The 26,107-nt window shown below is 47.8% G+C and carries 24 protein-coding genes and 2 tRNA genes; 20 read left to right on the forward strand and 6 right to left on the reverse strand.

The annotated features are described in order from the left end of the window. The first annotated feature begins 4 nt into the window (after positions 1-4). The 5 genes from U2F10_RS07750 (at position 5) to U2F10_RS07770 (ending at position 5,955) form a co-directional block, all read left to right on the forward strand. The gene (locus tag U2F10_RS07750; protein ID WP_163702755.1) at positions 5-1,297 is read left to right on the forward strand and encodes a glycoside hydrolase family 17 protein; all 1,293 of its coding nucleotides are present in this window, start codon (positions 5-7) and stop codon (positions 1,295-1,297) included. Positions 1,298-1,379: 82 nt separating this feature from the next. Further along, positions 1,380-2,537: a glycosyltransferase gene (locus U2F10_RS07755; RefSeq protein WP_163670873.1), complete on the forward strand. Its 1,158-nt coding sequence runs from the start codon at positions 1,380-1,382 to the stop codon at positions 2,535-2,537. Beyond that, positions 2,537-3,598: a glycosyltransferase family 4 protein gene (locus tag U2F10_RS07760; RefSeq protein ID WP_499871576.1), complete on the forward strand. Its 1,062-nt coding sequence runs from the start codon at positions 2,537-2,539 to the stop codon at positions 3,596-3,598. The genes U2F10_RS07755 and U2F10_RS07760 overlap by 1 nt, the downstream gene beginning before the upstream one ends. Positions 3,599-3,673: 75 nt before the next feature. After that, on the forward strand, positions 3,674-4,792 hold the full coding sequence (locus U2F10_RS07765) for an acyltransferase family protein (protein ID WP_163670870.1): 1,119 nt from the start codon (positions 3,674-3,676) through the stop codon (positions 4,790-4,792). Continuing rightward, complete coding sequence (locus U2F10_RS07770; RefSeq protein ID WP_163670868.1) at positions 4,789-5,955, forward strand: glycosyltransferase; 1,167 nt, start codon at positions 4,789-4,791, stop codon at positions 5,953-5,955. The genes U2F10_RS07765 and U2F10_RS07770 overlap by 4 nt, the downstream gene beginning before the upstream one ends. 130 nt (positions 5,956-6,085) lie before the next feature. Here the strand turns inward: U2F10_RS07770 and U2F10_RS07775 are convergent. Beyond that, positions 6,086-6,158, reverse strand: a tRNA-Val gene (locus U2F10_RS07775). Positions 6,159-6,208: 50 nt separating this feature from the next. Further along, a tRNA-Val gene (locus U2F10_RS07780) sits at positions 6,209-6,281 on the reverse strand. A 180-nt stretch (positions 6,282-6,461) separates the two neighbouring features. Here U2F10_RS07780 and U2F10_RS07785 point away from each other — a divergent pair. The 9 genes from U2F10_RS07785 to U2F10_RS07825 all read left to right on the forward strand — a co-directional run bounded on the left by U2F10_RS07785 (position 6,462) and on the right by U2F10_RS07825 (position 16,660). Further along, on the forward strand, positions 6,462-6,986 hold the full coding sequence (locus U2F10_RS07785) for a metal-binding protein (protein ID WP_499871579.1): 525 nt from the start codon (positions 6,462-6,464) through the stop codon (positions 6,984-6,986). A gap of 39 nt (positions 6,987-7,025) precedes the next feature. Beyond that, positions 7,026-7,841: a nucleoside triphosphate pyrophosphohydrolase gene (gene mazG / locus U2F10_RS07790; RefSeq protein ID WP_499871581.1), complete on the forward strand. Its 816-nt coding sequence runs from the start codon at positions 7,026-7,028 to the stop codon at positions 7,839-7,841. 64 nt (positions 7,842-7,905) lie between these two features. Beyond that, the gene (locus U2F10_RS07795) at positions 7,906-9,219 is read left to right on the forward strand and encodes a glutamate-5-semialdehyde dehydrogenase (protein ID WP_499871583.1); all 1,314 of its coding nucleotides are present in this window, start codon (positions 7,906-7,908) and stop codon (positions 9,217-9,219) included. A gap of 175 nt (positions 9,220-9,394) precedes the next feature. Further along, a complete protein-coding gene (locus U2F10_RS07800; protein WP_163668935.1) occupies positions 9,395-9,646 on the forward strand; it encodes a hypothetical protein in 252 nt (83 codons plus the stop codon). A 111-nt stretch (positions 9,647-9,757) separates the two neighbouring features. After that, entirely contained in the window at positions 9,758-10,123 is a 366-nt protein-coding gene (gene folB / locus U2F10_RS07805; protein WP_499871585.1) for a dihydroneopterin aldolase, read from the forward strand. 52 nt (positions 10,124-10,175) lie between these two features. Continuing rightward, on the forward strand, positions 10,176-11,762 hold the full coding sequence (locus U2F10_RS07810; RefSeq protein WP_499871587.1) for a glycosyltransferase family 39 protein: 1,587 nt from the start codon (positions 10,176-10,178) through the stop codon (positions 11,760-11,762). Between the two features lie 153 nt (positions 11,763-11,915). Further along, positions 11,916-12,866, forward strand: coding sequence for a Sll0314/Alr1548 family TPR repeat-containing protein (locus tag U2F10_RS07815; protein ID WP_163668929.1), 951 nt, complete (start codon positions 11,916-11,918; stop codon positions 12,864-12,866). 670 nt (positions 12,867-13,536) lie between these two features. Then, positions 13,537-14,916 carry an NAD-dependent succinate-semialdehyde dehydrogenase gene (locus tag U2F10_RS07820; protein WP_499871589.1) on the forward strand — a complete coding sequence of 460 codons (1,380 nt, stop codon included), beginning with the start codon at positions 13,537-13,539 and terminating at the stop codon, positions 14,914-14,916. Positions 14,917-15,022: 106 nt separating this feature from the next. Continuing rightward, positions 15,023-16,660, forward strand: a complete 1,638-nt coding sequence (locus U2F10_RS07825) for an acetolactate synthase large subunit (RefSeq protein ID WP_163702745.1) — start codon at positions 15,023-15,025, stop codon at positions 16,658-16,660. 3 nt (positions 16,661-16,663) lie between these two features. Here U2F10_RS07825 and U2F10_RS07830 read toward each other — a convergent pair whose 3' ends face one another. Then, entirely contained in the window at positions 16,664-17,377 is a 714-nt protein-coding gene (locus tag U2F10_RS07830; protein WP_499871591.1) for a DNA-binding response regulator, read from the reverse strand. 157 nt (positions 17,378-17,534) lie between these two features. Next, positions 17,535-17,882 (reverse strand): hypothetical protein, encoded by a 348-nt coding sequence (locus tag U2F10_RS07835; protein ID WP_499871593.1) that lies wholly within the window; start codon positions 17,880-17,882, stop codon positions 17,535-17,537. Positions 17,883-17,965: 83 nt separating this feature from the next. Here U2F10_RS07835 and U2F10_RS07840 point away from each other — a divergent pair, with 83 nt between their 5' ends. The 4 genes from U2F10_RS07840 (at position 17,966) to U2F10_RS07855 (ending at position 22,500) form a co-directional block, all read left to right on the forward strand. Further along, positions 17,966-19,000: a hypothetical protein gene (locus U2F10_RS07840; protein ID WP_499871594.1), complete on the forward strand. Its 1,035-nt coding sequence runs from the start codon at positions 17,966-17,968 to the stop codon at positions 18,998-19,000. Positions 19,001-19,599: 599 nt separating this feature from the next. Then, positions 19,600-20,463, forward strand: coding sequence for a ferredoxin:protochlorophyllide reductase (ATP-dependent) iron-sulfur ATP-binding protein (bchL, locus tag U2F10_RS07845; RefSeq protein ID WP_348918250.1), 864 nt, complete (start codon positions 19,600-19,602; stop codon positions 20,461-20,463). A gap of 128 nt (positions 20,464-20,591) precedes the next feature. Continuing rightward, positions 20,592-20,948, forward strand: a complete 357-nt coding sequence (locus tag U2F10_RS07850) for a DUF5331 domain-containing protein (RefSeq protein WP_163703670.1) — start codon at positions 20,592-20,594, stop codon at positions 20,946-20,948. Between the two features lie 127 nt (positions 20,949-21,075). After that, positions 21,076-22,500: a ferredoxin:protochlorophyllide reductase (ATP-dependent) subunit N gene (locus U2F10_RS07855; protein ID WP_163668917.1), complete on the forward strand. Its 1,425-nt coding sequence runs from the start codon at positions 21,076-21,078 to the stop codon at positions 22,498-22,500. 369 nt (positions 22,501-22,869) lie between these two features. Here the strand turns inward: U2F10_RS07855 and U2F10_RS07860 are convergent, their stop codons facing one another. After that, positions 22,870-22,992 (reverse strand): hypothetical protein, encoded by a 123-nt coding sequence (locus U2F10_RS07860; RefSeq protein ID WP_499870316.1) that lies wholly within the window; start codon positions 22,990-22,992, stop codon positions 22,870-22,872. Between the two features lie 36 nt (positions 22,993-23,028). Further along, a complete protein-coding gene (locus U2F10_RS07865) occupies positions 23,029-23,355 on the reverse strand; it encodes a hypothetical protein (protein ID WP_499870315.1) in 327 nt (108 codons plus the stop codon). Between U2F10_RS07865 and ltrA the strand changes: the two genes are divergently transcribed. Together ltrA and U2F10_RS07875 are read left to right on the forward strand one after the other, a co-directional pair. Continuing rightward, positions 23,354-25,093 (forward strand): group II intron reverse transcriptase/maturase, encoded by a 1,740-nt coding sequence (gene ltrA, locus U2F10_RS07870; protein WP_499870313.1) that lies wholly within the window; start codon positions 23,354-23,356, stop codon positions 25,091-25,093. The genes U2F10_RS07865 and ltrA overlap by 2 nt on opposite strands. 566 nt (positions 25,094-25,659) lie before the next feature. After that, positions 25,660-26,107, forward strand: a 448-nt coding sequence (locus U2F10_RS07875) for a reverse transcriptase N-terminal domain-containing protein (RefSeq protein WP_499871595.1), incomplete at its 3' end; no start/stop codon positions are given.

Raw genomic sequence — 26,107 nt, forward strand, 5'->3', positions numbered from 1 at the left:
ACCTATGAAATCGTTGTTGTCACCCTGGATTCAGCGTCGTCAGTATTTGCTTGTGTTATTGGTGAGCACTGTATTTGCCTGTAGTACGGTGCTGCCAGGTCAATCCCAGAACCCATCCGAAACGGCTCACGCGGCTAGCTCATTTATTGATTCACTGGGTGTTGTTGTCCATCTAAACAGATCCAATAGTGCCTACCGTAATTACGATTCCATTATTAAGCCGAGATTACAAGAACTGGGTGTTCGTCATATTCGAGACGGCGTTCGGCTAGATGATCGAGAAACCCAGCAAAAATTTGTGGATCTTGCCACCGTCGGTATCAAGTCCACGTTAGTAATGGATCCCAGAGATCAGCAAGATGCCTCCGTTGCCGTTGATATTGTGAAGGCAATACCCACAGCGGTCGAGGCGGTTGAAGGTCCGAATGAGTGGGATGTTTGGCCTGATTTATCCTACAAAGGACAGCCCTTTCCCCAGGGAGTAAGATTGTTTCAGTCTGAACTTTTCAATGCTGTCAAGCAAGATCCAGCCACCGCCAGACTTGACGTACTGAGCCCGACGGTGGCCCTTTGGCATAATGCCACATCGCTGGGTGAAGTTGTTTGTGATTATGGAGCGATGCATAGCTACCCCGGCGGCCAGCCTCCGACAGCGGGCTTAGATTGGCACTGGATTCCATCTACACGACAAATCTGTCCTGATAAGCCTCTGATCGCAACAGAGACTGGCTGGCATAATGCAGTTGCAGCTGAATCTGGTCAGCCAGGCATTTCAGAAGCAGCGGCTGGAAAGTATGTCCCTCGCCTTTGGCTGGAATATTTTAATCGCGATATTCAGCGAGTATATATCAATGAGTTCATCGACAAGTGGCAGACGGCTGATAAGGAGGGGAATTTTGGTATTCTGCGGCAAAATGGCACCCCTAAACCAGCGTTTACTGCGCTACAGAACCTAATAGCGCTATTGCGAGATGGGGAAGGTGTATTCTCGCCAGGTGCTCTCAGCTACACTATGGTTGGAGCAACAACAAATGTGCATCACACCTTGCTACAAAAACGGGATGGACGCTTTTATCTGATTCTCTGGCAAGAGGTGCCAAGCTTTGATGTATCCAACAAGCGAGATATTTCAGTGCCAACCCAGGCAGTGACAGTGAGATTAACCACGGCCATTAGATCCGCCAGCCTCTATCAACCCCTAAGGTCAACGGATGCTACGGCCAGGTATAACAATCCTCGGTCACTGGTCTTAAATGTTGCTGATGAACCCTTGGTGGTGGAGCTTGCTCCAGCGTAGATGCAATATAGCTTGTGCTCTCTACGGCTTAACGAGTAGCGATTGATGCCAGAGATTTTGTATTCGATCTTTAAGAGTCAAAATGCCAAAACCATTTATTAGTTTATTTATTCCCAATCTTGATGGCGGCGGGGCGGAGCGAGTCATGCTCCACCTGGCGGAAGGATTTGCTGAGCGAGGATTTGCTGTTGATCTAGTGGTTGCCAAGGCTGAGGGAGCCTATCTATCGAATATTCCAGACAATATCCGGCTGATAAATTTAGAGGCCAAATCACCTGTACTTCTGTTTAAGACATTGGCCCTAAAACAGTATCTGAAGCAGGAACAGCCTGCTTTCTTAATCTCAACGCTGGATATTTTTAGCTCTGCTACTTGGGCAAAACTTTTAGCGGGGGTGAACACGCGGGTGGTGATGTGTGTTCAAACCAATCTGTCCCAACAGTTTCAAGATCGCCACGCCATGCTGATGCAAAAGATTAAGTGGGCGGTGGTCAAGCGGTTTTATCCATGGGCCGATGCCATTGTGACCGCATCAGAGGGGGTGGCCCGTGATTTGGAGCAACATACCCAAATCTCAATGCAGCAGATGACGGTTATCCATAACCCCGTGGTTACCTCAGACTTTACTCAGAAAGCGCAGGAAACCATTGCTCATCCATGGTTTGAAGAAGGTCAACCGCCTGTGTTGTTGGGGGTGGGACGGATTGTTAAACAAAAGAGTTTTGCCACCCTTGTACAGGCGTTTGCCCTTGTGCGTAAACAACATCCGGCACGGCTAATGATTTTGGGAGATGTAGATCCGCGAGAGCCTGAGGTTAAGCCTGAGTTGGATGCCTTAATTGAAAAGTTTGGATTACAGGACGATGTGTTGTTTCTGGGCTTTGTGGAGAATCCCTATGCCTATATGGCGAGAGCCAATGTCTTTGTGTTGTCGTCTATCTATGAGGGCTTTGGCAATGTGGTGGCAGAAGCGATCGCAGCTGGCACTCCGGTGGTATCCACTGACTGTGAGAGCGGTCCGGCGGAAATTTTAAACAAGGGTCAGTACGGTGCACTGGTGCCGGTGGGTAACTATGAAGCGATGGCTAATGCTATCGTCTCGACCCTGAAAGACCCCATGGATACCACGGTGCTGAAGGCGCGATCGCAAGCCTTCACCATAGACTGCATCGTTCGCCAATATCTAGACGTCTTAAACAGTTTACAGGCTATGCAACAAACCACTGCTGGAGCCATATAATGCGAGTCCTACACATCCTCAACCATATTCAAAAAGTAGGGAATGGGATTGTCAACGTTGCGGTGGATTTGGCTTGCCTTCAGGCTCAAGCTGGATATGAGGTCAGTGTTATCTCTGGTGGTGGTGAATATGAAGCATTGTTAGACCAATATCAGGTGACCCATTTTCGGTTAAACCAAACCCGAACCTGGCGTAATTTGATGCATGCAACGTCCCAGTATCGTACGATTGTGCGTCAGGTAAAGCCTGACATTGTCCATGCCCACATGATGACAGGGGCTGTCCTGGCTCGTGGTTTAAAGCTTTGGAGCCAATACGGTTTAGTGGCAACCGTTCACAATGAGTTTCAAGAGAGTGCTAAATTCATGGGTTTGGCCGATCGCGTCATTGCCGTGAGCCAGGCGGTATCTAAATCGATGCAGCAGCGAGGTATTCCCACACGCAAGCTGCGAGTTGTCACCAACGGTACCCTTGAGAGTCCTCGGGTTGGTGCCCTAACAGAGTGCTCCCCTGCCTATTTACAGCGCCCGGCAATTACCACAGTAGCTGGCATGAATTCTCGCAAGGGTATTTCTGAGCTGATTGCGGCATTTGAACGAGTGGCTTCAGATTTTCCAGAGGCCCATCTGTACCTGGTGGGCCATGGTCCGGAAAAAGAACAATTTCAGTCCCAGGCCCGCCAAACCCGTGTAGCACATCGCATTCATTTTGAAGGGTTTCAGTCTGATCCTCGCGCCTATCTATTATCGACGGATGTTTTTGTTCTAGCCTCCCATCGAGAACCCTTTGGGTTGGCTATTTCAGAAGCTCGAGAAGTTGGTTGTGCCATCGTCGCTAGCCATGTCGACGGTATTCCTGAAGTATTGGAACATGGCAAAGCCGGGTTGTTAGTGCCACCAGGCGACAGCCAAGCCCTGGCCACAACCATAGCCGACCTGCTGAAGCATTCTACCAAGCTCAATTATTGGAAAGAACAAGCCCAAAAAAATCTTGACTGGCTTAATGCTACCCGTGTTGCCACCGAAACTCTCGGAGTATATGGCGAGCTCAAACCCAATTGACTGATATAAAAAACTACTCCCTATTCCCTATTCCCCCACTCCCTACTCTCCAACTTAAAGCAATACCAGGGATCTATGACGTACGCCAATAAAATGAGAAAACAACCCCCTCAAAAGTTGGAGCTTTTAGAAAGTCTTAGAGGGATCGCAGCTCTACTTATTGTTACCTTTCATGCAGCGGAGTTATTTACGCTCAAATTTGATCAACCCTTTTTACTATCTTTATTTGATTTTGGAGATTCGGGCGTTGATTTCTTTTTTGTCTTGAGTGGCTTCTTCTTAGCACTGTCGAGCTTTAAATATATGGGTCATCGGCATACGGCAAAAGCTTTTCTAATCAAGCGCTGTGTTCGTATTTATCCCCTCTATTGGTTGCTGAGCCTCTGCGTAATTCCAGTTTACTTTTTAGTCCCATCCTTTGGAAAAGGTCATGAGCAAGATATTGGTGTCATTATCAAGTCATTGCTACTTATTCCCCAGGAGCATCCGCCCATACTTTCCGTAGCCTGGTTCCTAAGCCATTTAGTATTATTCTACTTAGCGTTTACTACTGTTATTCTGTTGCCTAAAGTGGCATCTAAACTTATTCTTGCTGGTTTGTCAGTGTCAGCAGTTTTTATGCTAACTGATATACTCTCAGGTTTTCAGCTTCGGAACAACAATCACTTTCTGCTAAATTTTATTTTCTCTTACTATAATTTTGAATTTGCAGGCGGATGGTTAATCGGTATTTTCTTTAGACGAATCCAACTGAAAAAGTCAGTCAGTTTATGGATATTATTAACGGGCTGCTGCACCTTTATGATGTCAGGATTATTAGATGTGTATATTCTCCAGACAAGTGCTAATAACTCGGGCTTTGCCCACTATTATGAATTTGTAGCCTATGGCCTATCGTCAATCTTAATTGTAGGAGGTGCTGCTTTTCTAGAAAAAGATCATAAGCTGTCGGTTAGTAAAGGATTCGTGGTTTTAGGAACAGCTTCTTTTTCCATTTATCTCACCCACTATCTGATCTTGTCCATATTCACCAAAGTGATTCAGGTCATAGGTATCAACAGTATTGGTTTTTATACAATAGGGATGATGTTGGCCTGTGTGGCAACGGTTTTGATTGGGTGTATTATCCACTTTTATGTTGAAAAGAGACTCGCGTCAATATTTAAAAATCGTCTAATGTATAAACGAGCATGAAGATCCTGTTTCTAGACCAGAGTAGCAAGCTAGGAGGTGCTGAACTTTGTTTAGCCGATATTGCGCAGCAGTTTTCTACAACTAGCCTGGTGAGTGTGTTTAATGAGGGAACATTCCCAGAGCACCTACGCCAAAACAATATTCCGATCAAAATCCTTGCCGACCAAGCTTTGCAGGTACAAAAGGCAAGTGGTCTGCTGGCAGGACTCAAAAGTCTCAACCGGTTAATCCCTTTGATTATTAGGGTAGCCCAACTCAGCAAGCAATATGATGTGATCTATGCCAACACCCAAAAAGCTTTAGTGGTTGGAGCCTTTGCCAGTGTTTTAAGTGGTCGTCCTTTTGTTTATCATTTGCACGACATTGTTTCCCCTGACCACTTTAGTTCGGTCAATCGTCGCATTATTATTACATTGGCCAACCGAGCGGCTTTAGTGATCGCTAATTCTCACGCTAGTTGTGAAGCATTTATTCAAGCAGGCGGACGAGCAGATCGAGTGCATGTTGTTTATAACGGGTTTCGCCTGGAAGACTACGCTGACTGTAGTAGCCATCAAGAGTTTTTAAAAGGAGAAATAGTCTCCGAACTATCTGATCTCACAGAGGGTATGTCTCCATTTGTGGTTGGACATTTTAGTCGTCTTTCTCCTTGGAAAGGTCAGCATGTGCTGATCGAAGCTCTGCAACATTGTCCGGAGAATGTTATGGCCGTATTTGTGGGTGATGCTCTTTTTGGTGAGCAAGAGTATGTGCAACACCTACTTCAACAGATTCAGGGCCTTAATCTGGAGCATCGAGTAAAGTTTATGGGGTTTCGGTCGGATGTTCCTCAACTGATGGCAGCCTGTGATTTAGTCACCCATACGTCTACAGCCCCTGAGCCCTTTGGGCGGGTGATTGTGGAAGCGATGTTGTGTGGTACTCCAGTGGTAGCAGCAGCGGCTGGAGGAGCTGTGGAGTTGATTGACCATGGGCAAACAGGCTGGTTAACGCCTCCTGGAGATGCTGAAAAGTTGGCAGACATTATCAGCACCTGTCAGGATCAGTCTAGTCAATCGAAAGCCCTTGCACAAAAGGCACAGGTGCAAGCTGGTCAAAGGTTTAATTTAGAAACGACAAATGGTCAAATTTCACAGTTGCTCAGTGAGACGATCAAGGTTTAGCTTTGAGCCACTTAAACCTTGCCGCATAAATACTTGTGCATAGACTCTCTAAAGAATTAGAGACTCTCTAAAGAATTAGAGCATTATGCTACTTCACCTGCAGCTTTAACCAGCTTAAATTGAAACTGAATGGACGGTACTGGGCTCGAACCAGTGACATCCTGCTTGTAAGGCAGGCGCTCTACCAACTGAGCTAACCGTCCGCAATTGCCTGTGCCAACAGGACTTAAGTGACTTACCTATAGGGTAAGTATGGACGGTACTGGGCTCGAACCAGTGACATCCTGCTTGTAAGGCAGGCGCTCTACCAACTGAGCTAACCGTCCGTGAACATGCGTGTTTGCACAGGAATAGATATTAACAGATGACAGCGACTAAAGGCGAACTTTTTTTCAAAGAAAATGTAATGCAGGTGACAGCGGTCAAAGGTAATCTTTTTTCAAAACAGCGGTAATTCATTTGTATTATTAAAGCCCGAGGAACGCGCGCTGTGCTGTTGAGGACCTATGCCATCTGGAAAACATCATGACCGAATTACGCTGTGGCTATTACCTCTGGTGCTGATAGGCGCTTTTTTCATAACCCTTGATATGCCGCTAACGGTTATTGTCGGTCTCAGCTTTTTGCTCAGTGGCTTGATGATGGGTCCCGATCTAGATATTCAGTCAGTGCAATATCGCCGATGGGGTCTGATGCGCTGGATTTGGTATCCCTATCAGGTAGCTATCAAGCATCGTTCTAGGTGGTCCCACGGCCCTCTGATTGGCACGATAGTTCGGGTGCTTTATCTAGGTGTTTGGATTGCGCTGTTTGCAACTGTAGGGGTACTTGCAATCAATCATTTCTGGCAGGCCCAGCTATCTTGGCAAAGGCTCGAACCCATCTTAGTCAGCCTGTTTGTTCAATACTGGAGGGAGTGGCTAGCGTTGCTAGTGGGTCTTGAACTCGGGGCACTAAGTCATTACACCAGCGACTGGCTAGTCTCCGCATATAAGAAAAAGCGGCGTCATCAGGGCCGTCGTAAACGATAGGCTGAGCTTAGTCACAACCTGCCTCTATTGCTAAAATCCATGACCATAAACCTGCAATCTAAAACATTAGAATCCCTCCAGCGTCTGATTGATGTCGTGGCTCAGCTGCGTAACCCTGAAGGCGGCTGCCCGTGGGATCTGGCCCAGACGCCTGAGAGTCTGACTCCCTACGTGCTGGAGGAAGCCTATGAGGTGGTCGATGCAATTCAACAAGGTGACCGTGATCATATGGCTGAGGAGCTAGGGGATTTGTTGCTGCAGGTGGTGCTGCAGTCGCAAATCTTTAGTGAGACAGATGCGTTTGACCTTGGAGATGTGGCTCAAGGCATTGCGGAAAAACTGATTCGACGTCATCCCCATGTATTTGGTGACAGCCAAGCGGCAACCCCCGAAGAGGTGCATGTTACTTGGGAAGCCATCAAAGCGGCAGAGAAGGGCAATCAAGATGAGCAGACCTTAACCTCTAAGCTGGCTCGTTATGGCCGTACGTTGCCTCCAATGACTGCCACCATGAAAATTTCTAAGAAAGCGGCTAAGGCTGGGTTTGAGTGGGAAACCCTGGATGGTGTGTGGGAAAAGGTGGAGGAGGAACTGGGAGAATTTCGCCATGCTCTGGCCCATGAAAGTGCCGAGAACCAGGCAGCTGAGTTTGGTGATGTGCTGTTTAGTTTAATGCAGGTGGCCCGCTGGTGTGACATTGACCCGGTGGCGGCTCTACAGGGGACAAATCGTCGCTTTGTGCAACGGTTTGGACTGCTGGAGCAGTCAGCGGAAAAGCCTTTGGATGATCACAGCATTGAGGAACTAGAGGCACTCTGGCAGCACGCAAAACGGAAGATTGCGGGGGAAGGTTGAGGACGCATAGGACGCGTTATTCTAGGTAACCTAGATGAAATGAGTAAACATCCCACGGAACCCCATGTCTGTATCTTCGGTTGCTGTTGAGAATTCTTTGGTTGCGATCGCAACCAGCACACGTCAAGCAGCCCGCACCCTGGCCAGTCTGTCCACCCAGCAAAAAAACGAGGCCATTGAGGCCATTGCCCAGGCGTTAGAAGCGGCGGCGGCAGATATCACAGTCGCCAATGAAGCTGATTTGCAGACGGCGTTAGCCGATAACCTGGCGAAGCCCCTTTACGGACGGCTAAAGCTGGATGCTGTAAAGCTGAAGGGAGCGATTAAGGGTGTCCGGGATGTGGCTAAGCTGCCCGACCCAGCTGGTGCAGTCCAGATTCATCGGGAATTGGACGATGGCCTAGAGCTCAAGCGGATCGCCTGTCCGCTGGGAGTACTAGGGATTATTTTTGAATCCCGCCCCGATGCTGTCATGCAGATTTCTACATTGGCTGTGAAGTCTGGTAACGGTGTCATTCTCAAAGGGGGAAAAGAAGCTGTGCGCTCTTGCCAGGCGCTGGTCAAGGCCATTCGTCAGGGCTTGACTAATGTGGGTTTGGACCCCAATGCCGTGCAGCTATTGACTACGCGGGAAGAGACGCGGGCGCTGCTGGAGCTAGACAGCTATGTGGACCTGATTATTCCCCGTGGTTCCAATGCCTTTGTCCGTTTTGTTCAAGAGAATACTCGCATTCCTGTGCTTGGCCATGCGGATGGTATCTGTCATCTCTATGTGGATGTGGCCGCCGACTTAGAAAAGACGGCCAAAATTGCTGTGGATGCCAAAGTGGGCTATCCATCGGCCTGTAATGCCATTGAGACGTTGCTAGTTCATAAAGATATTGCAGTTCAGGCCTTGCCCGTTCTAGCTGAGGCTCTAGGGAAAGAAGGGGTGAAACTGCTAGGGGATGATGCTACACGACAGGTTTTAACTGATATTCAGGCAGCAACGGAGAGCGACTGGTCCACTGAATACAGTGATTTGATTTTGGCGATTCGAGTGGTGGATTCAGTGGATGCGGCGATTGACCACATTAATACCTATGGGTCACGGCATACGGATGCGATCGCAACCGAAGACCAAGCCACTGCCGATCGATTTATGGCCCAGGTGGATGCCGCAGGCGTTTATCACAACTGCTCTACCCGCTTTGCCGACGGTTTTCGCTATGGCTTTGGCGCTGAAGTAGGCATCAGCACCCAAAAGATGCCTCCCCGTGGCCCGGTTGGGTTAGAGGGTTTGGTGACCTATAAATATCAGGTAGTCGGCAACGGTCATGTTGTTGCCACCTACTCAGGAGAAAACGCTAAACCATTTACCCATCGCGATTTAGCCTGATTGTTAATGGATGTTGTTAATCGACAGCTGGATTATGGGGACAGCATCAGCCTTTCTATAGACCATTTAAGCCCCTTCATGACTTTAGTCACTAGATTGTGGCCACCTATGGCCAACCCCATATTGTGTCGCCTAGAATGAAACGTCCCCACAACAGAACAACAAAAAGACTTTCATGATTGCACTGATTGGCACGGCTTTCCTGTTGATAGGAGCTGTCAATATGGCCTGGTTTCTCCTATGGTTTCTATTGGCATGGAGTAGCACGCTTGGGGCAAAGGTTTCCAAAAAAGTTGGCACCGACAATGAAAGTACAGATAGCAATATTCAACTAGGAGAGGCTTTTAAAAGAGAAGCACTACAAAAATTCGCCATTAGTACAGCTCTTTTGATAGTGGGTTCGGTACTTTCCCATATTGGCAGCTGATTTTAGTGGCCGCTGACTGAACCCGCTACAGTCAGCGGCAAGACTAGGACCCATAGAGGTTCACCTGGCAGTAGAGATTCCTTGATTGGAAATAGTTTAGATAACTGTTAAATGGCTGATCGTATTAGTGTGACCGGCATCCGTGCCTATGGCTACATTGGGGCCCTGCCCGAAGAGAATGTTTTAGGTCAATGGTTTGAGGTAGATCTGACGCTGTGGATGGACTTGTCGGTGGCGGGCAAATCCGACAGTCTGACAGATACCCACAACTATGCCGATATTATTCAGCAGACACAGCAGATTATTCAGACGGAAAAATTTAAACTCATTGAGCGGCTAGGAGATGCGATCGCAACCCAAGCCCTTGCCAACGATGAACGTCTAGAAAAAATTCAAGTGACAGTCACTAAACTGACTGCTCCAGTGCCTAATTTTGATGGACGAGTGGCCATAACAATGGTGAGAACCCGTTCTTAATCTGGAGTGAATCGGCTACCATGCTGGGGGCACCATTAGCGAGAGCAAACCATTGCCTAAGCTGAGGCTAAATCAACAACACCCTTTAGCGCTGATTTTATTACTGGCAGCGCTCCTGCGATTGTGGCGTCTAGCGGCTAAGCCCCTTTGGGTGGATGAGCTTTACACCACGTTCTATAGTCTTGGGAAGAATCTGAATGAGATTCCCATGAATACGTTACTGCCGCCGGAACGTTACTGGGCGCTATTAGATACTCCCGGTTCTACCCTACAGGCCGCCCAGGCATTAACCACCTATAGCAACCATCCACCGCTGTTTTTTATGGCGATGAATGTTTGGTTACACGGACTGGGAATATCCATTTGGACGCTACGAACCTTTGCCGTGCTCTGGGGGATTGTGGCTGTCGCTGGCGCATTTTACCTGGGACGTCGATTGGCGGGAGAACGCGTCGGCACCACAGCCGCCCTGCTGATGGCAGTGTCGCCCTACGGCATCTACCTATCCCAGGAAGCGCGGCATTATAGTTTGGCCGTTGCGATCGCACTGTTTGCCCTCACCAATTGGATGGCCTTACTCCAGGGTGATCGGTCTCCCTGGCGCTGGTTGAGCTGGGTTGGCTTAAATGCAGTAGGTATTTACGTTCACTACTTCTATAGCTTTAGCATTATTGCCCAATGGTTGATCACCGCTAGCCGCATCCTCTGGCGTCGAGACCGACGCTCTGAAGCCTTGCCTTGGTTGCTAGCGATGGCAGGTACAGCGCTGTTGTATGTGCCATGGTTGCCCACCGCCTTCATCCATTTTCACAGAGAAGGCGGCACTGGTTGGCTGAGTCAGTCGGCCCCCCTTTGGGAAACCCTGATATTGCCATGGCTACAGTCCCTGGTGACCGGGCTGTTTATGCTAATTTTGCTGCCTGTAGAGCAGGTGCCGCAATGGGTCACCATTGGGTCAGCCCTAATTATGCTGGTGGTTTTTGGCATTGTGCTGCGTCCGTTAATTAGGGGGTGGCATTTGGAACCGCAGCTGGATTTAGGCGCTCCACTTGTAGGCTATGGTGTGGCCGTATTTGCCATCATGATTGCCATTACCTATGGTTTGGGCAAAGATCTCACCCTGGCCCCCCGCTACTTTTTTATGCTGTATCCAGCGGTAACGGTGATGGCAGCCATGGCAATGGCTCGATGTAAACCCTGGGTATTGGGGGTTGCGATCGCAGCTGGTGTCCTCAGCCAGGTTTTGATCAGCTACGATATCGCTTTACTCAAACCCTACCTGCCCGGTCAAATTGGTCGACGTATAGGGGCAGATCCTGAAGCTACGGTTGTTTTGGTAGCCCCCCAGCGAGACGGCTATCGTGCCCGTGCCTTAAGCTATGTGTTAGCTATTCCCCAGCGTGAAAATATCCAAGTTGCCTTTACGGGGTCGGCTGATGTCAAAACTTGGCAGCCCAGCCTGAACAATAGCGCAGCCATACCAACCAATAATTTCACCCTTTGGTTAGTAGAACCACAACGTCAGGGGCCATTTCCACCCACTGTTAGCCTGTCTCAACACAGGTGTTTTCAGATAGGCAAACGGGTTAAAACAGAAGGCACTCGTCAACAACAATATCAGTGTCATACAACGACTTAAGGGGCGCAGTTAGCACCGCCTCACACTATGACAGCTTAAAGAGTTTCATAGATTACCAGTAGTTTATGAATCAAGTCGCTATACTCATTTCTTGAAAGCGCCCATGCAAGCGCTGCCATCGTTCACAGCGCCCACTTCATTAGGATAGGCACCATGACGTTTCGAGTTTTGAATTTTTTTAATCGTCCCAAACGCTCTTTAAAGTTCTTCGGGGCGCTAATGGCCGCAACACTGACCATAACGACGTCTCCGGCGTTAGCTGGCGACCCATTTCGCGCTGGTGACGAGCGCAATATTGGTCCCCATGCCGAAGAGGCCTTTGAAGCCTTCTTTAAAGAAGGTGACTATGTGGGAGCCCGGGCTGCTTTGGAATTGGCAAAGGATTCTGAAGCAGGCGAACCTTTGGTACATAGCATGGCGGCATCCATGGCCTATCTCGATGAAGACTGGGACAAACTAGAGGAAGAAGTGGCATTAACCAGATCCACCGCTGAAACTCTGTTGGAAACGGATCCATTACGAGGACATATTTACTCGGCAGTAGGTATTTTTATGGAAGGGGCTCACATGATGAGCACTCAGGGTGTGGCCCGTAGTACACCGGCTGCATTGGCAATGTTACAACAGGTTTTTGGCCATATTGGTGAAGCAGAAAAGATTGATAGCACTGACCCAGAACTTAACCTGGTCAAAGGGTTTATGGATTTAATGTTGGCTGTTAATTTACCTTTCTCCAATCCTGAGGACGCCATTGAGCGCCTGTCACAGTATGGCAACCCTAGTTATCTAGCCTACCGTGGTATTGCGCTGGGCTATCGCGATTTGGGTCAGATGCCCGATGCCATGGAAGCTGTAGAACAGGCGTTAGAAACAGCCCCAGAAAACCCAGAACTGTTTTATCTCAAGGCACAACTCCATCGACGCCAGGAAGAGACTGATGACAGTGTTGCCATGTTTGATAAGGCACTGGAGTATGCGGCGCAGCTACCCCCTAGCCTTACTCGCAAAATATATAAGGAAAAATGTCGCACTTTGGGTGGCTCCCATGAGACCTGTGGCAAAGAAGCAAGTGACTTTGTTGCGGAACTAGGTAAGTCTGAATAATCACCTAAAAACCGTTACTGATTTAGAATGAGACGCGGAGAAGAGGAGATATGGAGACGCGAAGCGTTTAAGCAATCAACGTCTCCGCGTCTCCGTGTCAGCCTTACCCAAAATTTTGACTTTGACAGACTACTAGTTTCTGGTTAAACCCGGATTTCAATAGTTTAAATAAAAATCCATAGTTAATATTGATTTATCTAAATCAATTAGGAATAAAAGACTACTATTTCAATTTATAAATAAATAATAAATAAAGTAAAAATTAATACTGAATTACTTTTAAAAAAGTAGCAGCCCTGTCGATAAATTAGCCGATACGGGCTTCAACAGGGCTGGAGACGCAGTTAGGAGGTATCTTGGTTACTACCATAACTGTCGTAATAGTGATTGCTCCCTAACTTAACAAGTTCTTAACCGTCACCAGATAAAAACCATCGGCATTTGTTTGGGATTGTTTAAAAAAGTAAATAATCAATGCAGAAACTGCTTTTCTGAAGACGGAAATTGTCACATTTGTCACATTAGAGATACCTTCTGGGTTTGGGTTGGGTAAGCCAGCTGATGGAAAATGTGCAGTGTATCCGACCTTGACTGTTTTGCTACATCTGACCCACCCAATGGATGATGGCCTAGACCTAGGCCAGATGAGAAGACCTACGGGAGGTCCGCGATGGCAATTCAAAGTATTAACCCGGCCACTGGTAAAGTTTATAAAACCTATTCTCCTCTGAGATTAGACGAGATAGAGCAAAAATTAGCAGCAGGAGAAGCACAATATCAGCACTATCGATGGACATCATTTAGCGATCGCAGCACTTGGCTACGGGCTGCTGCTGATTATTTAGAAGACCATGCTGAGGTGCTGGGTCGCATCATGACCCAGGAAATGGGTAAGCCCATCGGGGCTGCGATCGCAGAAGTAAAAAAGTGTGCCTGGGTTTGTCGTCACTATGCTGAGCATGGGGCAGATTATCTAGCAGATGAGCGCTCAGCCATAGGCTACGTCCGCTATCAGCCCCTAGGGATTATTTTGGCGGTGATGCCGTGGAATTTTCCCCTATGGCAGGTGTTTCGGTTAGCTGCACCCGCTCTGATGGCCGGTAACGTGGTCGTACTGAAACACGCCTCCAACGTCCCTAAATGCGCTCTATCTATAGAACAAATTTTTCGCAAGGCTGGTTTTCCTGAGGGTGCATTTCAAACGTTGCTAATTACGGCTGAGCAAACGGCTACAGTGATTGCCGATGAGCGCGTCCGTGGCGTTAGCCTCACTGGCAGTGGCCCTGCTGGCTCCCAGGTGGCTGCCACCGCTGGACAGCATTTGAAGAAAGTAGTGTTGGAGCTGGGGGGAAGCGATCCCTTTATTGTCCTACCCAGTGCTGACTTAGATCAGGCGGTGGAGACCGCTGTTATGGCCCGTTTGCAAAACAATGGCCAATCTTGCATTGCGGCTAAGCGGTTTATCTTGGTTAGCACCATTGCGGATGAGTTTGAGACACGCTTAGTGGATAAGTTTAATGCCTTGAAAGTAGGCGATCCCATGCAGTCTGAAACAGACATTGGTCCATTGGCAACACCGTCTATCTTGCAGGACATTCACAAACAGGTCCACGATTGTCTGATTTCAGGGGCCAAGGCTCTAGTGGGGGGTAATCTAGAAAAACTAAAAGCCACATTACCCCCTGAGTTAGAGCTGGGTAATTTTTACCCACCGACGATTTTGAGTCATATCCCCCCCGGCACCCCGGCTGATCAAGAAGAGTTTTTTGGTCCTGTGGCCCTGATTTTCCGAGTCCAGGATCTAGACGAGGCGATTCAGTTAGCTAACGCTACTGCCTTTGGCTTGGGTGCCAGCGGTTGGACGCAAGATTCAGCGGAACAACAACGTTTGGTCAATGAGATTGAAGCCGGTGCTGTATTTATAAACAGCATGGTAAAATCTGACCCGCGTTTGCCCTTTGGCGGGATTAAACAGTCAGGTATTGGCCGTGAACTTGGCAGACATGGCATTTTAGAGTTTGTCAATGCCAAGACAGTTTGTGTGAATTAGGGCATTTTGTTGTTTTGTAGGGGCGTTCCATGGAACGCCGTCACCTATGGAACACCCCTACAAATAGAATTTTGACGTTGCATTACCCATTCCCTAGGTATCTTTTATGAACACTGCAGAACTCCTTGTCCGTTGTCTCGAAAATGAAGGAGTGGAGTACATTTTTGGTGTGCCCGGAGAAGAGAATCTCCAAGTACTTCAGGCGTTGAAACAGTCTTCTATACAGTTTGTCACTACTCGTCACGAGCAAGGGGCGGCGTTTATGGCCGATGTCTATGGTCGGCTAACGGGCAAGGCGGGGGTGTGTTTATCCACACTGGGGCCAGGGGCAACCAATTTAATCACAGGGGTGGCCGATGCCAATCTAGATCGTGCCCCATTGGTGGCGATTACTGGTCAGGTGGGGACTGACCGCATGCACATTGAGTCTCACCAATATTTAGATTTGGTGGCGATGTTTGCCCCCGTGACTAAATGGAACACTCAAATTGTGCGACCTAGTAATACAACGGAAATTGTGCGTAAAGCTTTTAAGTTAGCGCAAACGGGTAATCCAGGGGCTGTGCATATTGACTTACCCGAAAATATTGCCGATATGGAAGCGGAGGGAAAACCGCTGACCTGCGATCGCAACGGTAAAACCTTTGCGGCCTTTGACACCATTCAGAAAGCGGCGGACGCGATCTCTCGGGCAGAACGACCGCTAATTTTAGTGGGTAATGGGGCTATTCGAGCGCGGGCTAGTGGAGCGATCACTAAACTAGTAGATGAATTGCAGATTCCTGTTACCAATACCTTTATGGGTAAGGGAGTCATTCCATATCAGCATCCCCTGGCCCTTTGGACTGTTGGTCTGCAGCAGCGAGATTTTATTTCCTGCGCCATTGATAAAAGTGATTTAGTCATCGCCGTGGGCTATGACTTAGTAGAATATCCACCGAAAAAGTGGAACCCCCATGGACAAATTCCCATTGTGCATGTGAGCTTGACCCCCGCAGAAATTGACAGTAGCTATGTCCCCATGGTGGAAGTGATTGGGGATATTGAAGATTCCCTTGAACAGATTTTGAAACGGGTGGAACGTAATGCAAAATCAAGCTATCCATTCCAAGCGGTACGAGATGAGATGCGGGCTGACTATGAACAATATTGTAACGATCTGGCATTTCCCATTAAGCCCCAGAAACTACTCTACGATCTGCGTCAGGTAGTAGGACCCGATGACATTGTGCTCTCAGATGTAGGAGCCCACAAAATGTGGATTGCCCGCAACTACCATTGTGAGCAACCGAATACCTGTCTGATTTCCAATGGGTTTGCCTCCATGGGTATTGCCATACCGGGTGCGATCGCAGCTAAACTTGTCTATCCCAACCGTAAGATTGTTGCGGTCACAGGTGATGGCGGCTTTATGATGAACTGCCAGGAGCTAGAAACAGCACTACGTTTAGGGACTCCCTTTGTCACCATTATCTTTAACGATGGTGGCTATGGTCTAATTGAGTGGAAACAACATAATTACTATGGTGAATCTGCGTTTATCAAATTTACCAATCCTGATTTTGTTGCCCTGGCCAAGAGCTTTGGTCTCCAGGGTTATCGAGTAACGTCCACAGAAGACTTTATCCCCACACTCAAAGCAGCTCTGGCAGCTGATGTGCCCGCTGTTATTGACTGCCCCATTGACTATGGTGAAAATCTTCTATTCACTGAAAAGTCACGGGAACTGGCCTGTATTATTTGATAGCTAGAGTACGGTACCCATACCCAAGTCCATACCAATGGTGTATTTGAAGTTGCCCTCACCAACGCTTTCTCTGAGTTTGGCAATAATTTTATCTGGATTGTCATAGGGGCCAGCAAAGTAATAGGGCTTACCGTTTTTACCAAATTCATGGCGAGGCAGATTATCCATGCGAGGGCCGAGATTATGCTTGGCCCGTTCGAAGTCTTCATGGGGGTCAAGGCCTAGACGTTTAGCATAGTCCACAGCACCGTAGATAACTGATTGAGCCTGTTCCAGGGATATCGTTCTATAGCTATCATCCATGGTGTGGGCATAAGCATTCTCTCGCATTAACGGATAGTCAGTGGTTTTAACTTTTCGAGGTCCCATGGCATCTTTTACCCCCAAACACCATGCATCAATCAGAAAAGTGGTGACCAGATAATGGGTGCCATCGGCACGGGTCACCATTATCTGGGACAGCCCTTTACGATCTTTGCGGATATTTTGGCTACCAAAAAAGCGATCAAATCCTTGGGAGTCAATTAAGCACTCTTTAAGTTTGGAGGGCCTTTTAGGCTGACTATGGTTTTCAGGATTCGCGCTTAACTGGGTTTGGATAATATTGTTGACCTCAGCGGGTCGTAGACCTAGCTTACGGGCGATTTGTTTGGGACCTACTTTGCGATCGCGTAGCGCTAAAACTTCTTGGATTTGCTCAGGAGTAGCTACCATAGGTACAGGTCTAAGATGTGCTCATCGTAGTGCCCATTCTTGCGCAGGTCTTGAGACATTGCACAAATGGTTTGCAAGTTTTTACCTAACCAGCCCATCACTTCAGATATGGCTGACAGGAGCTCAAGAGCAGTCTGGGATTTTATGATAAGGCATTCTAGTCCACAACAACAATTCGAGTGCCATATCGGGTGTGGCTAGTCTCAATGCTTTCGAGCATGCCATTGTTGTCATAATCAAAGTCAACATATTCAATTGCCTCTAGTCTGCCTCGGGGGCCATAGTCAATGTTTGTACGGCCAATGCGTCGTAATACACCTCTGCTGTTATATCTGAAATGAATGCCACCAATTTTTCGGATGCGATTATTGCTGTAGTACCTAAACCTAATATTGCCAATGGAACGAATATTGCCGTTGGGATAATAGTCTACTTCTCTTGTGTAATTTCTTAATTGGAGTTCAACATGGCCATCAGCATATACTTTAACTTTAGCTCCTGGCACATTGCAAAGGTGCCAAGTAGATTTCCTGCATTATCTACATACAGGGGCTGAGAGCCCGGTCTTCTTAACATCTGCAGACAGTTATGGTCAGCCCTGCCACCTTATCCAATTTTGATAGCCAAAGACTGTTAATAGCGTTAGCGCTTTTTGAGCAAACCTACGGTAAGGCCAGGTCCGACCTGGAATGCCAGGCTATTCTGGCAGCGTTAATCATAGTGATGGACATCACAGGCCAGAAATCGGGCCAGGAATTGGGCATCTCAATTTACAAACTGCATCATGATTACCGTCAGAATTACCGACAGATAGACTGGCTAGAGCGTTTGGATAAGTACAGTGATGCAAACGGAGACGCTGTTCTTACAGCCGCTGTTCACCAAGTAAAAGCCCGTTTAGATGATGCAGCAAAAACACTCATCTTCTTAATTCGCACCTATCTACAGCGGATTTCATCAAAACTATCGGCATTAGACTTTGTCAACTTGACTAAGGCTGCGATCGCGATACTCAATAACGCTCAACCAGAGCCAAAATTGAGCCTGCCTGAGAAAAAACGCCTCCTATATATTGCCCTGCAAACGTTTGGCACTCAGTTATCCCAACCCATTCCTCCCCTAGGTACAAAAATTCCAACACAAATTACGGCATTAGTGACTCAGCTGGTGCAGCATCAAAAAATAGTGCTTACCGATGGTGTAAAAGCTTTCTGCGCCAATTTTATTGCCCAACTTCCAAACAATCAGTCCCATCCACCAAGCGTCAGATTTATCCGCACTGCCCTGAGAAACAGCAACGTCAAAATTTCCAAAACATTGGACACCCAAGAAAATCTATACGCCTTAGCCAGTATTCTTTTTTTCGAAAAACAGCTGCAAATCCAATCCCCTAAAGCCCCAAAGTCTGAGCAAGAAATTATCCACCAAATAAATCAAGCAATTGCTCAATTCAGAGCGAATTACCAATCTCTAGCACAGGTCAGTCAGCCCCAGTGGGATAACGAACTATCAGTCAGCAGCCAACTCTTTACGGCCAATAATTTTGAAACCGCTGACCAAGACTTGACCTGGTTCCCCCAGAATCACATTGCGAACATTTCAAAAGACAAAACAAATTCTTAGCATTCTGTTTTATTTATTTTCAAATAAAACATTCTTAACATTATGCTGAGTGATAACTGTTGAATATTCTTTAGCCAGATCCACATCAGCCATGGGTAAGTCTAACTGAACCCAGTATTCATTCCCCAGTCAAAATGGAGCTCCACTGTAGGGGCTGTGCCTCGTGCCAGCCCTACAAAAGCTGAGGATAATGAAGTGTCTTATCAGACTAAATCTTAGGGCACTCCCAAGGGAAGACTCTACGAAATAAGTTCAAACAACCAGACATCTTTTAGCCTGAAACACCCTTTGAAATGGATTTATTCAAGTCTATATAAAACGACGAAAGTCTTTTAGGAGAAGGAGATAGAAGCATTTCAAAAATTTGCTTTTTGATCCATATTTTATTTAATTAGACCCTAAAAATTATATTAACTGCCCAAATAGCCTTTTTCTAAGCTTAAAAAGCCTTGACTAATTATTTTGAAATAAATTCTGATTCAGAAAGCATTTTTGGTAGTCATCCATTTTCTTGAACCCTATCCAATCAGCCGCTGATTACCCACAATGACCCACAGACATGGTCGCTTAGACCAACCCACCAGAAGGAGACAACGAGCGTGAAACTCTCGGTCTATGGAAAAGGCGGCATTGGCAAATCCACCACCAGCTGCAACATCTCTGTCGCACTTGCTAAACGCGGCAAAAAGGTCCTGCAAATCGGTTGTGACCCTAAACACGACAGCACCTTTACCCTAACGGGCTTTTTAATCCCCACCATTATTGACACGCTACAGGAACGGGATTATCACTACGAAGATATTTGGCCCGAAGATGTTATCTACCAAGGTTATGGCGGTGTTAGCTGCGTAGAAGCGGGCGGTCCCCCCGCAGGTGCTGGCTGTGGCGGCTATGTGGTCGGCGAAACCGTCAAACTCCTTAAGGAGCTCAACGCCTTTGACGAATACGATGTCATTCTATTTGACGTCTTGGGGGACGTGGTCTGTGGTGGCTTTGCCGCACCGCTTAATTATTCTGACTATTGCATGATCGTCACTGACAATGGCTTTGATGCCCTGTTTGCCGCTAATCGCATTGCGGCATCCGTCAGGGAAAAAGCCCGCACTCACCCGCTGAAGCTGGCTGGACTCATCGGTAACCGTACATCTAAACGGGATCTGATTGACAAGTATATCGAAGCGGTGCCGATGCCGGTGCTAGAAATTTTGCCCCTGATTGAAGATATTCGTGTTTCACGGGTCAAGGGCAAAACCATGTTTGAAATGGCTGAATCTGATCCATCATTGGAGCCAGTGTGCCAGTACTATCTGAACATCGCCGATCAGCTCATTGCTCGTCCTGAAGGTGTGGTACCTAAAGATGCTGCCGACCGTGAGCTCTTCTCACTGCTGTCAGACTTCTATCTCAACCCCCCTGAAGACGCCCCTGTTCAGAAAAATGAAATGGATCTAATGATGGTTTAGCCCAACATTCACGGGTTAATCCGATAGGTTGCTAGTCATTTATTTGCTTTGAGTTTCTCAAAAGACTGGCCATTCTGACGCTGAGGTGCTAAATTGCTGCGTGCCCGCTGATTTAAAAATCTCAAGATATGGCCTTTTTTGAGAATTTCACCACCGCTATCCGCGACAAGTGGTTGAACTATGTGCAAGACAATCGCGCCTGGTTAGAGCTACAGATGAACAACGTCTCCGTTAGAACGCCTGACGGTGGACGGCGGCCATCTTCGCTCCTGATTTTAGGGGTGATCAATGCCATAGAACCTAAGCTATCAAATTTGATGGTGCCGTTCTATAAGCTCAACTCTGACGAAGATGCACTAGTCGAAGTGTTAGGTCTTAATTTTGATCCAGAGATGGCCTTAAATGGCACAGGTGAAGATGGTCCAACACTAGATGCTTCATCTGGTGACGATCCCCCTCTTTTAGAAGGTCTGGAAGGACTCTAAAGCGCCATCTCAGTCACAACCTATCGGATTATTGCCCGGTGAACCATCGCTACAGAGACTCAGTTACCCCCCTTTTCACCGTTCCTCTTTAGCGAGAGTTATTACTGCTCTAAGGACGATAATCACGATGACAACACCTGCTAACACTCCCTCTCTTGAATTTGACTGCGATACGGGCAACTACCATACGTTTTGCCCGATTAGTTGTGTTGCGTGGCTTTACCAAAAGATTGAGGATAGTTTCTTTTTGGTCATTGGTACAAAAACCTGTGGTTATTTTTTGCAAAATGCCATGGGTGTCATGATCTTCGCTGAGCCACGCTATGCCATGGCTGAGTTGGAAGAAGGGGATATTTCTGCCAAGTTGAATGACTATGAAGAACTGAAGCGGTTGTGTTTGCAGATAAAGCGCGATCGCAACCCCAGCGTAATCGTTTGGATCGGCACCTGCACCACCGAAATCATCAAAACCGACCTCGAGGGCATTGCCCCCATGCTAGAAGATGAAATCGGCGTTCCCATCGTCGTCGCCCGTGCCAATGGCCTTGACTATGCCTTTACCCAGGGTGAAGACACCGTACTCGCTGCCATGGCCCAGCGCTGTCCCACTGCAGAGCCCGCGACTAAAGCCATCGAACCAGAAAAGCAAGAACGCAATGGTCTTGGCAAGCTATTATCCCTAGGTCGCAAAAACGAAGCCGTCGCTCCGGACGAAGCCCCTGCTGCAGATGAGTATTACGACCACAGCCCCCTGATCCTATTTGGTTCGGTCCCTAACCCAGTGGTCACCCAGCTTAATTTAGAACTTAAGAAGCAAGGCATCAAGGTATCTGGCTGGTTACCAGAAAACCGCTACACCGATCTGCCCGTAATCAAAGAAGGCTACTTTGCATCTGGCGTAAACCCCTTCTTATCTCGCACTGCATCTACTCTAATGCGACGGAAAAAGGCAAAGGTCATCGGTGCCCCCTTCCCCATCGGTCCCGATGGTACCCGTGCCTGGGTTGAGAAAATCTGCTCAGTCTTAGGCGTTGAACCCAAGGGGTTAGCCGAACGAGAAGCCAAGATTTGGGAATCCGTAGAAGATTACGTCAGTCTTATCCGTGGCAAATCTGTTTACTTCATGGGTGACAATCTCCTTGAGATTGCTATGGCCCGCTTCTTGATCCGCTGTGGCATGACTGTACCGGAGATTGGTATTCCCTACATGGACAAACGCTTCCAGGGAGCTGAGCTACAGTTCCTAGAGCGCACCTGCGAGGAAATGGGTGTACCCAAGCCCAAGATTACGGAAAAACCAGACAACTACAACCAGATTCAACGCATTCTAGAAATTGAACCCGACCTGGTGATTACGGGGATGGCCCACGCCAATCCCTTAGAGGCCAGAGGCATTAATACCAAGTGGTCAGTAGAATTCACCTTTGCCCAAATTCACGGCTTTGGCAACACTCGCGACATTCTTGAGTTAGTGACTCGGCCTCTACGCCGCAATAGCAATCTCAAAGATTTGGGTTGGAATAAGCTGGTGCGAGAAGAAGCAAATGCCTAGCGGCTAAGCCTTAAGATACGTTTCACCGGCTGTTGTTTGAGAACAATTGCCGGTGAAGAAGAACATCTCAAACTATACAAAAGCTTAAGTCAGGCTAAAGGGTTGGCCTATATACAACTTCAACTGTTACTATTCAAGTCCAGTGCGGATGTAGTTCAGTGGTAGAACGTCATCAAGTGCATAAAACCTTTATTTCAAAAGGATTTCAAATTTCTGAAAATTTACTGGACTAAATTTGGACTGTGTGATTCGTTTGCTCGAAACAAGTTGAAAAACTTGGGGATGAGCAGCAAGAGTGAACGCTACGAGCGTACCTTGACAACTAGATAACCGTGTAGGTGAGAGTTAGTATCCTAGAATGCTCAAGTCCTACCCCCAAAGTGCATGGGTGACAGCGTATTCCCCACCTAGCGACTGGCTATCAACGGGTGAAGCGGGAATAAAAGGCGGTAACCAGGGAGCCTCACCTGGAATCCCGTTGAGCATGAACATATGGAGAGCGAAAGCGAAGGTGTGTCTGAGTCATCGTTAATTAGAACCAGCCGCTGAGGCCAACCGGCTGGGGCCAAAAAGGCAAAGGATATGGGGCTGACCTGCAGGCCATGGATCAGTAAGCACTCCCGATAAACCCGGTGGATAGCATCCTCCTAAACGTTCAAACCAACGGTTATCTGGAACGAAGTAACCTGCTATGAGACTCTCAGGTGATGGTCGATAGCCTGAGTAGGGGCCACCTACATGTCCATCGCAGGCAGGATTGTCTAAGAAGCAAAGGCCCCGCTTAATCGCAGGGATACGCTGACGTAGACACGATGATGTAAAAGATAGAGCTGTTAGTCGTGGTGAACATGTCATGAACCCGTCGTTTCAGACGAGGTATGAATGGAAAACACTGCCTTGGCGAAAGCTAGAACGGCAGGTTTTTAAGCTGCAAACCCGAATCTATCGAGCCTCTCGCCGTGGTGATGTCAAGGCAGTCCACAGATTACAAAGACTCCTACTGAGATCCTGGGCCGCCCGATGTCTAGCGGTCCGTCGGGTCACTCAAGATAACCAAGGCAAGCGAACAGCCGGTGTTGATGGCATAGCGTCATTAAACCCACTGCAACGCATGTTCTTGGTCAAGACGATGAACCTCACGGATAAGGCGCAACCAACTCGTCGGGTATGGATACCCAAACCTGGCAAGAACGAGAAACGCCCGCTCGGCATTCCTGTTATGGCTGATAGAGCCCGACAGGCACTGCTAAAGCTCTCCCTGGAACCCGAATGGGAAGCCAGGTTCGAGCCTAACAGTTATGGTTTCCGGCCAGGACGCTCGGCCCATGATGCCATCGAAGCCATTTTTAACTGCATCCGCGTTAAACCCAAGTTTGCGTTAGATGCCGATATCTCGAAATGCTTTGACCGCATCAGTCATTCTGCACTGCTGACAACCCTCAATGCCCCGCCGACCATTTACCGTCTGGTAAACGCATGGCTCAAAGGGGGTGTGATGGAATCAGGTCAATGGTTTCCAACGGATGCGGGGACACCACAAGGGGGCGTTATCTCTCCCTTGCTGGCAAATATCGCACTCCACGGAATGGAAACCCAAATCCAGCAGGTGAACCCTCAGGCTCGTCTGATTCGTTATGCTGATGACTTGGTCATTTTGCATGAACAGCTTGAGGTCATTCAAGCCTGTCAGCAGGCCATTGCTCAATGGCTAGCCGAACGGGGATTAGCCTTACATCCTAGTAAAACCCGGTGTACCCATACCTTATATGAGCATCAGGGCAATGTGGGCTTTGACTTTCTGGGATTCACGGTTCGACAATATCGAGTTGGGAAGAACCAATCAAAGTCTCATCAAGGATTCAAAACGCTGATTACTCCCAGTCGGCAAAATCTCAAACGCCACCTGAAGCAAGTCAGGTCTATCATTCATACTCATCAAGCATCTCCACAAGAGGTGCTCATTCGGACACTCAATCCGATAATTCGAGGATGGACAAACTACTACGCTACTGGCGTCAGTAAAAAGACCTTTCAAACCGCTCAACGGCAGACGTTTTTGAAGCTATGGCGATGGGCTATTCGACGACACCCCAATAAGGGTAAACGTTGGATAATGCACAAATATTGGCACCAGTCTAAATTCTCGACCCGAAACAATCAGAGCTTTCATCTGATCAATCACCACGATATTCCGATAAAACGGCACATCAAGGTGAAAGCGGATAGAAGCCCGTTTGACGGAGACTGGGTGTACTGGAGTCAACGACTTGGTACACATCCTGCATTGCCGATACGAGTAGCTACACTACTCAAACGACAATCAGGTAAATGTTGCTTCTGTGGATTGTACTTTAAAGCTGAAGACCGGATGGAAGTAGATCATATTCTTCCTAAGTCACAAGGGGGGAATGGATGTTACGACAATCTACAACTTCTGCATCGACATTGTCATGACAGCAAAACGGCTATCGATTTGAAGAGGTCTGCCTTGTCAGGGCATTGCATTGTTGAGGAGCCGGATGAAGGGAAACTTTCACGTCCGGTTTTGGTGCGACGTGAAAGTCGTGCGTTCAGCGCCACTGGCGCATTTTGATTAGGAAGCCGTCTTCCCCAGGGGAGCCTTCCTCCCTGTCCCTACGTAAAAGAGTCACTGACTCCGCTTACGCCAGGAGTAAGTAATGAAACTAGCGGAAAGCAAAGCACGAAAGCTCACGATATTGGCAGCCCAAGTTGATATGGAGAGCAAAGGGAAGACTGAAACGGGTTAACGCAAGTGAATCATCATAAGTCTCGTGAGGCGTGAAAGGTGAAATCAGGCTGATACACCTTAACCAAACTGGTAAGTGGGTAGGCAATGAGTCTCAGAACGCTCAAAGCGAAAGGACAATAATCCCACCGGGGTATAGATGGAACCTAATTCAGTCGCAGATCAAACGCACGGAACACGGTAAGCCCTATAGGTTCTCTGGCAAAGGTCGATAACCAGAGTAGGTCAACCGCAAGGACGACACAACTACCTAGAGGGTAAGGGAAATTGGAAAAAGCGAACGCTCCTGGTAATGCGGGAGATACGGGTTCAAAAATTTGCCCGATACCGAAAAGGTAGCTGACTTCCAACAGGTCTTCAACGATAAATCAACGTGAAGAAATCTAACCAACGTGAAAGATAGAGTCAAAATAGACATCGGAACGGTGGGCCGTCTTCAAGTATGGGCTTCCATCAACTGGAAACGCGTCAAGAAGAAGGTACGAAATCTAAGGCAGCGAATTTATCGTGCGACTCAGGAACATCAATGGAATCGGGTGAGAAGCCTGATGAAGTTGATGCTCCGCAGTTACTCTAACCTGCTGCTAGCAGTGCGACGGGTGACCCAGCAAAACCGAGGAAAGAAGACGGCTGGCATTGATGGCCAAGTTGCCCTGACTCCTCAAGCCAGGGTCAATTTGGTTAATGAGATGCAGGCTTACTGCTTATGGAAAGTTCACCCTGCTCGAAGGGTTTATATTCCCAAGGATAATGGGAAAAACCGTCGTCCATTAAGCATCCCCACACTCAAAAATCGAGTCGCACAAGCAATTGTTAAAAATGCACTAGAACCGAGCTGGG

It is taken from the genome of Leptothoe sp. EHU-05/26/07-4, from assembly GCF_043421015.1.
Lineage (GTDB): Bacteria > Cyanobacteriota > Cyanobacteriia > Phormidesmidales > Phormidesmidaceae > Leptothoe > Leptothoe turfae.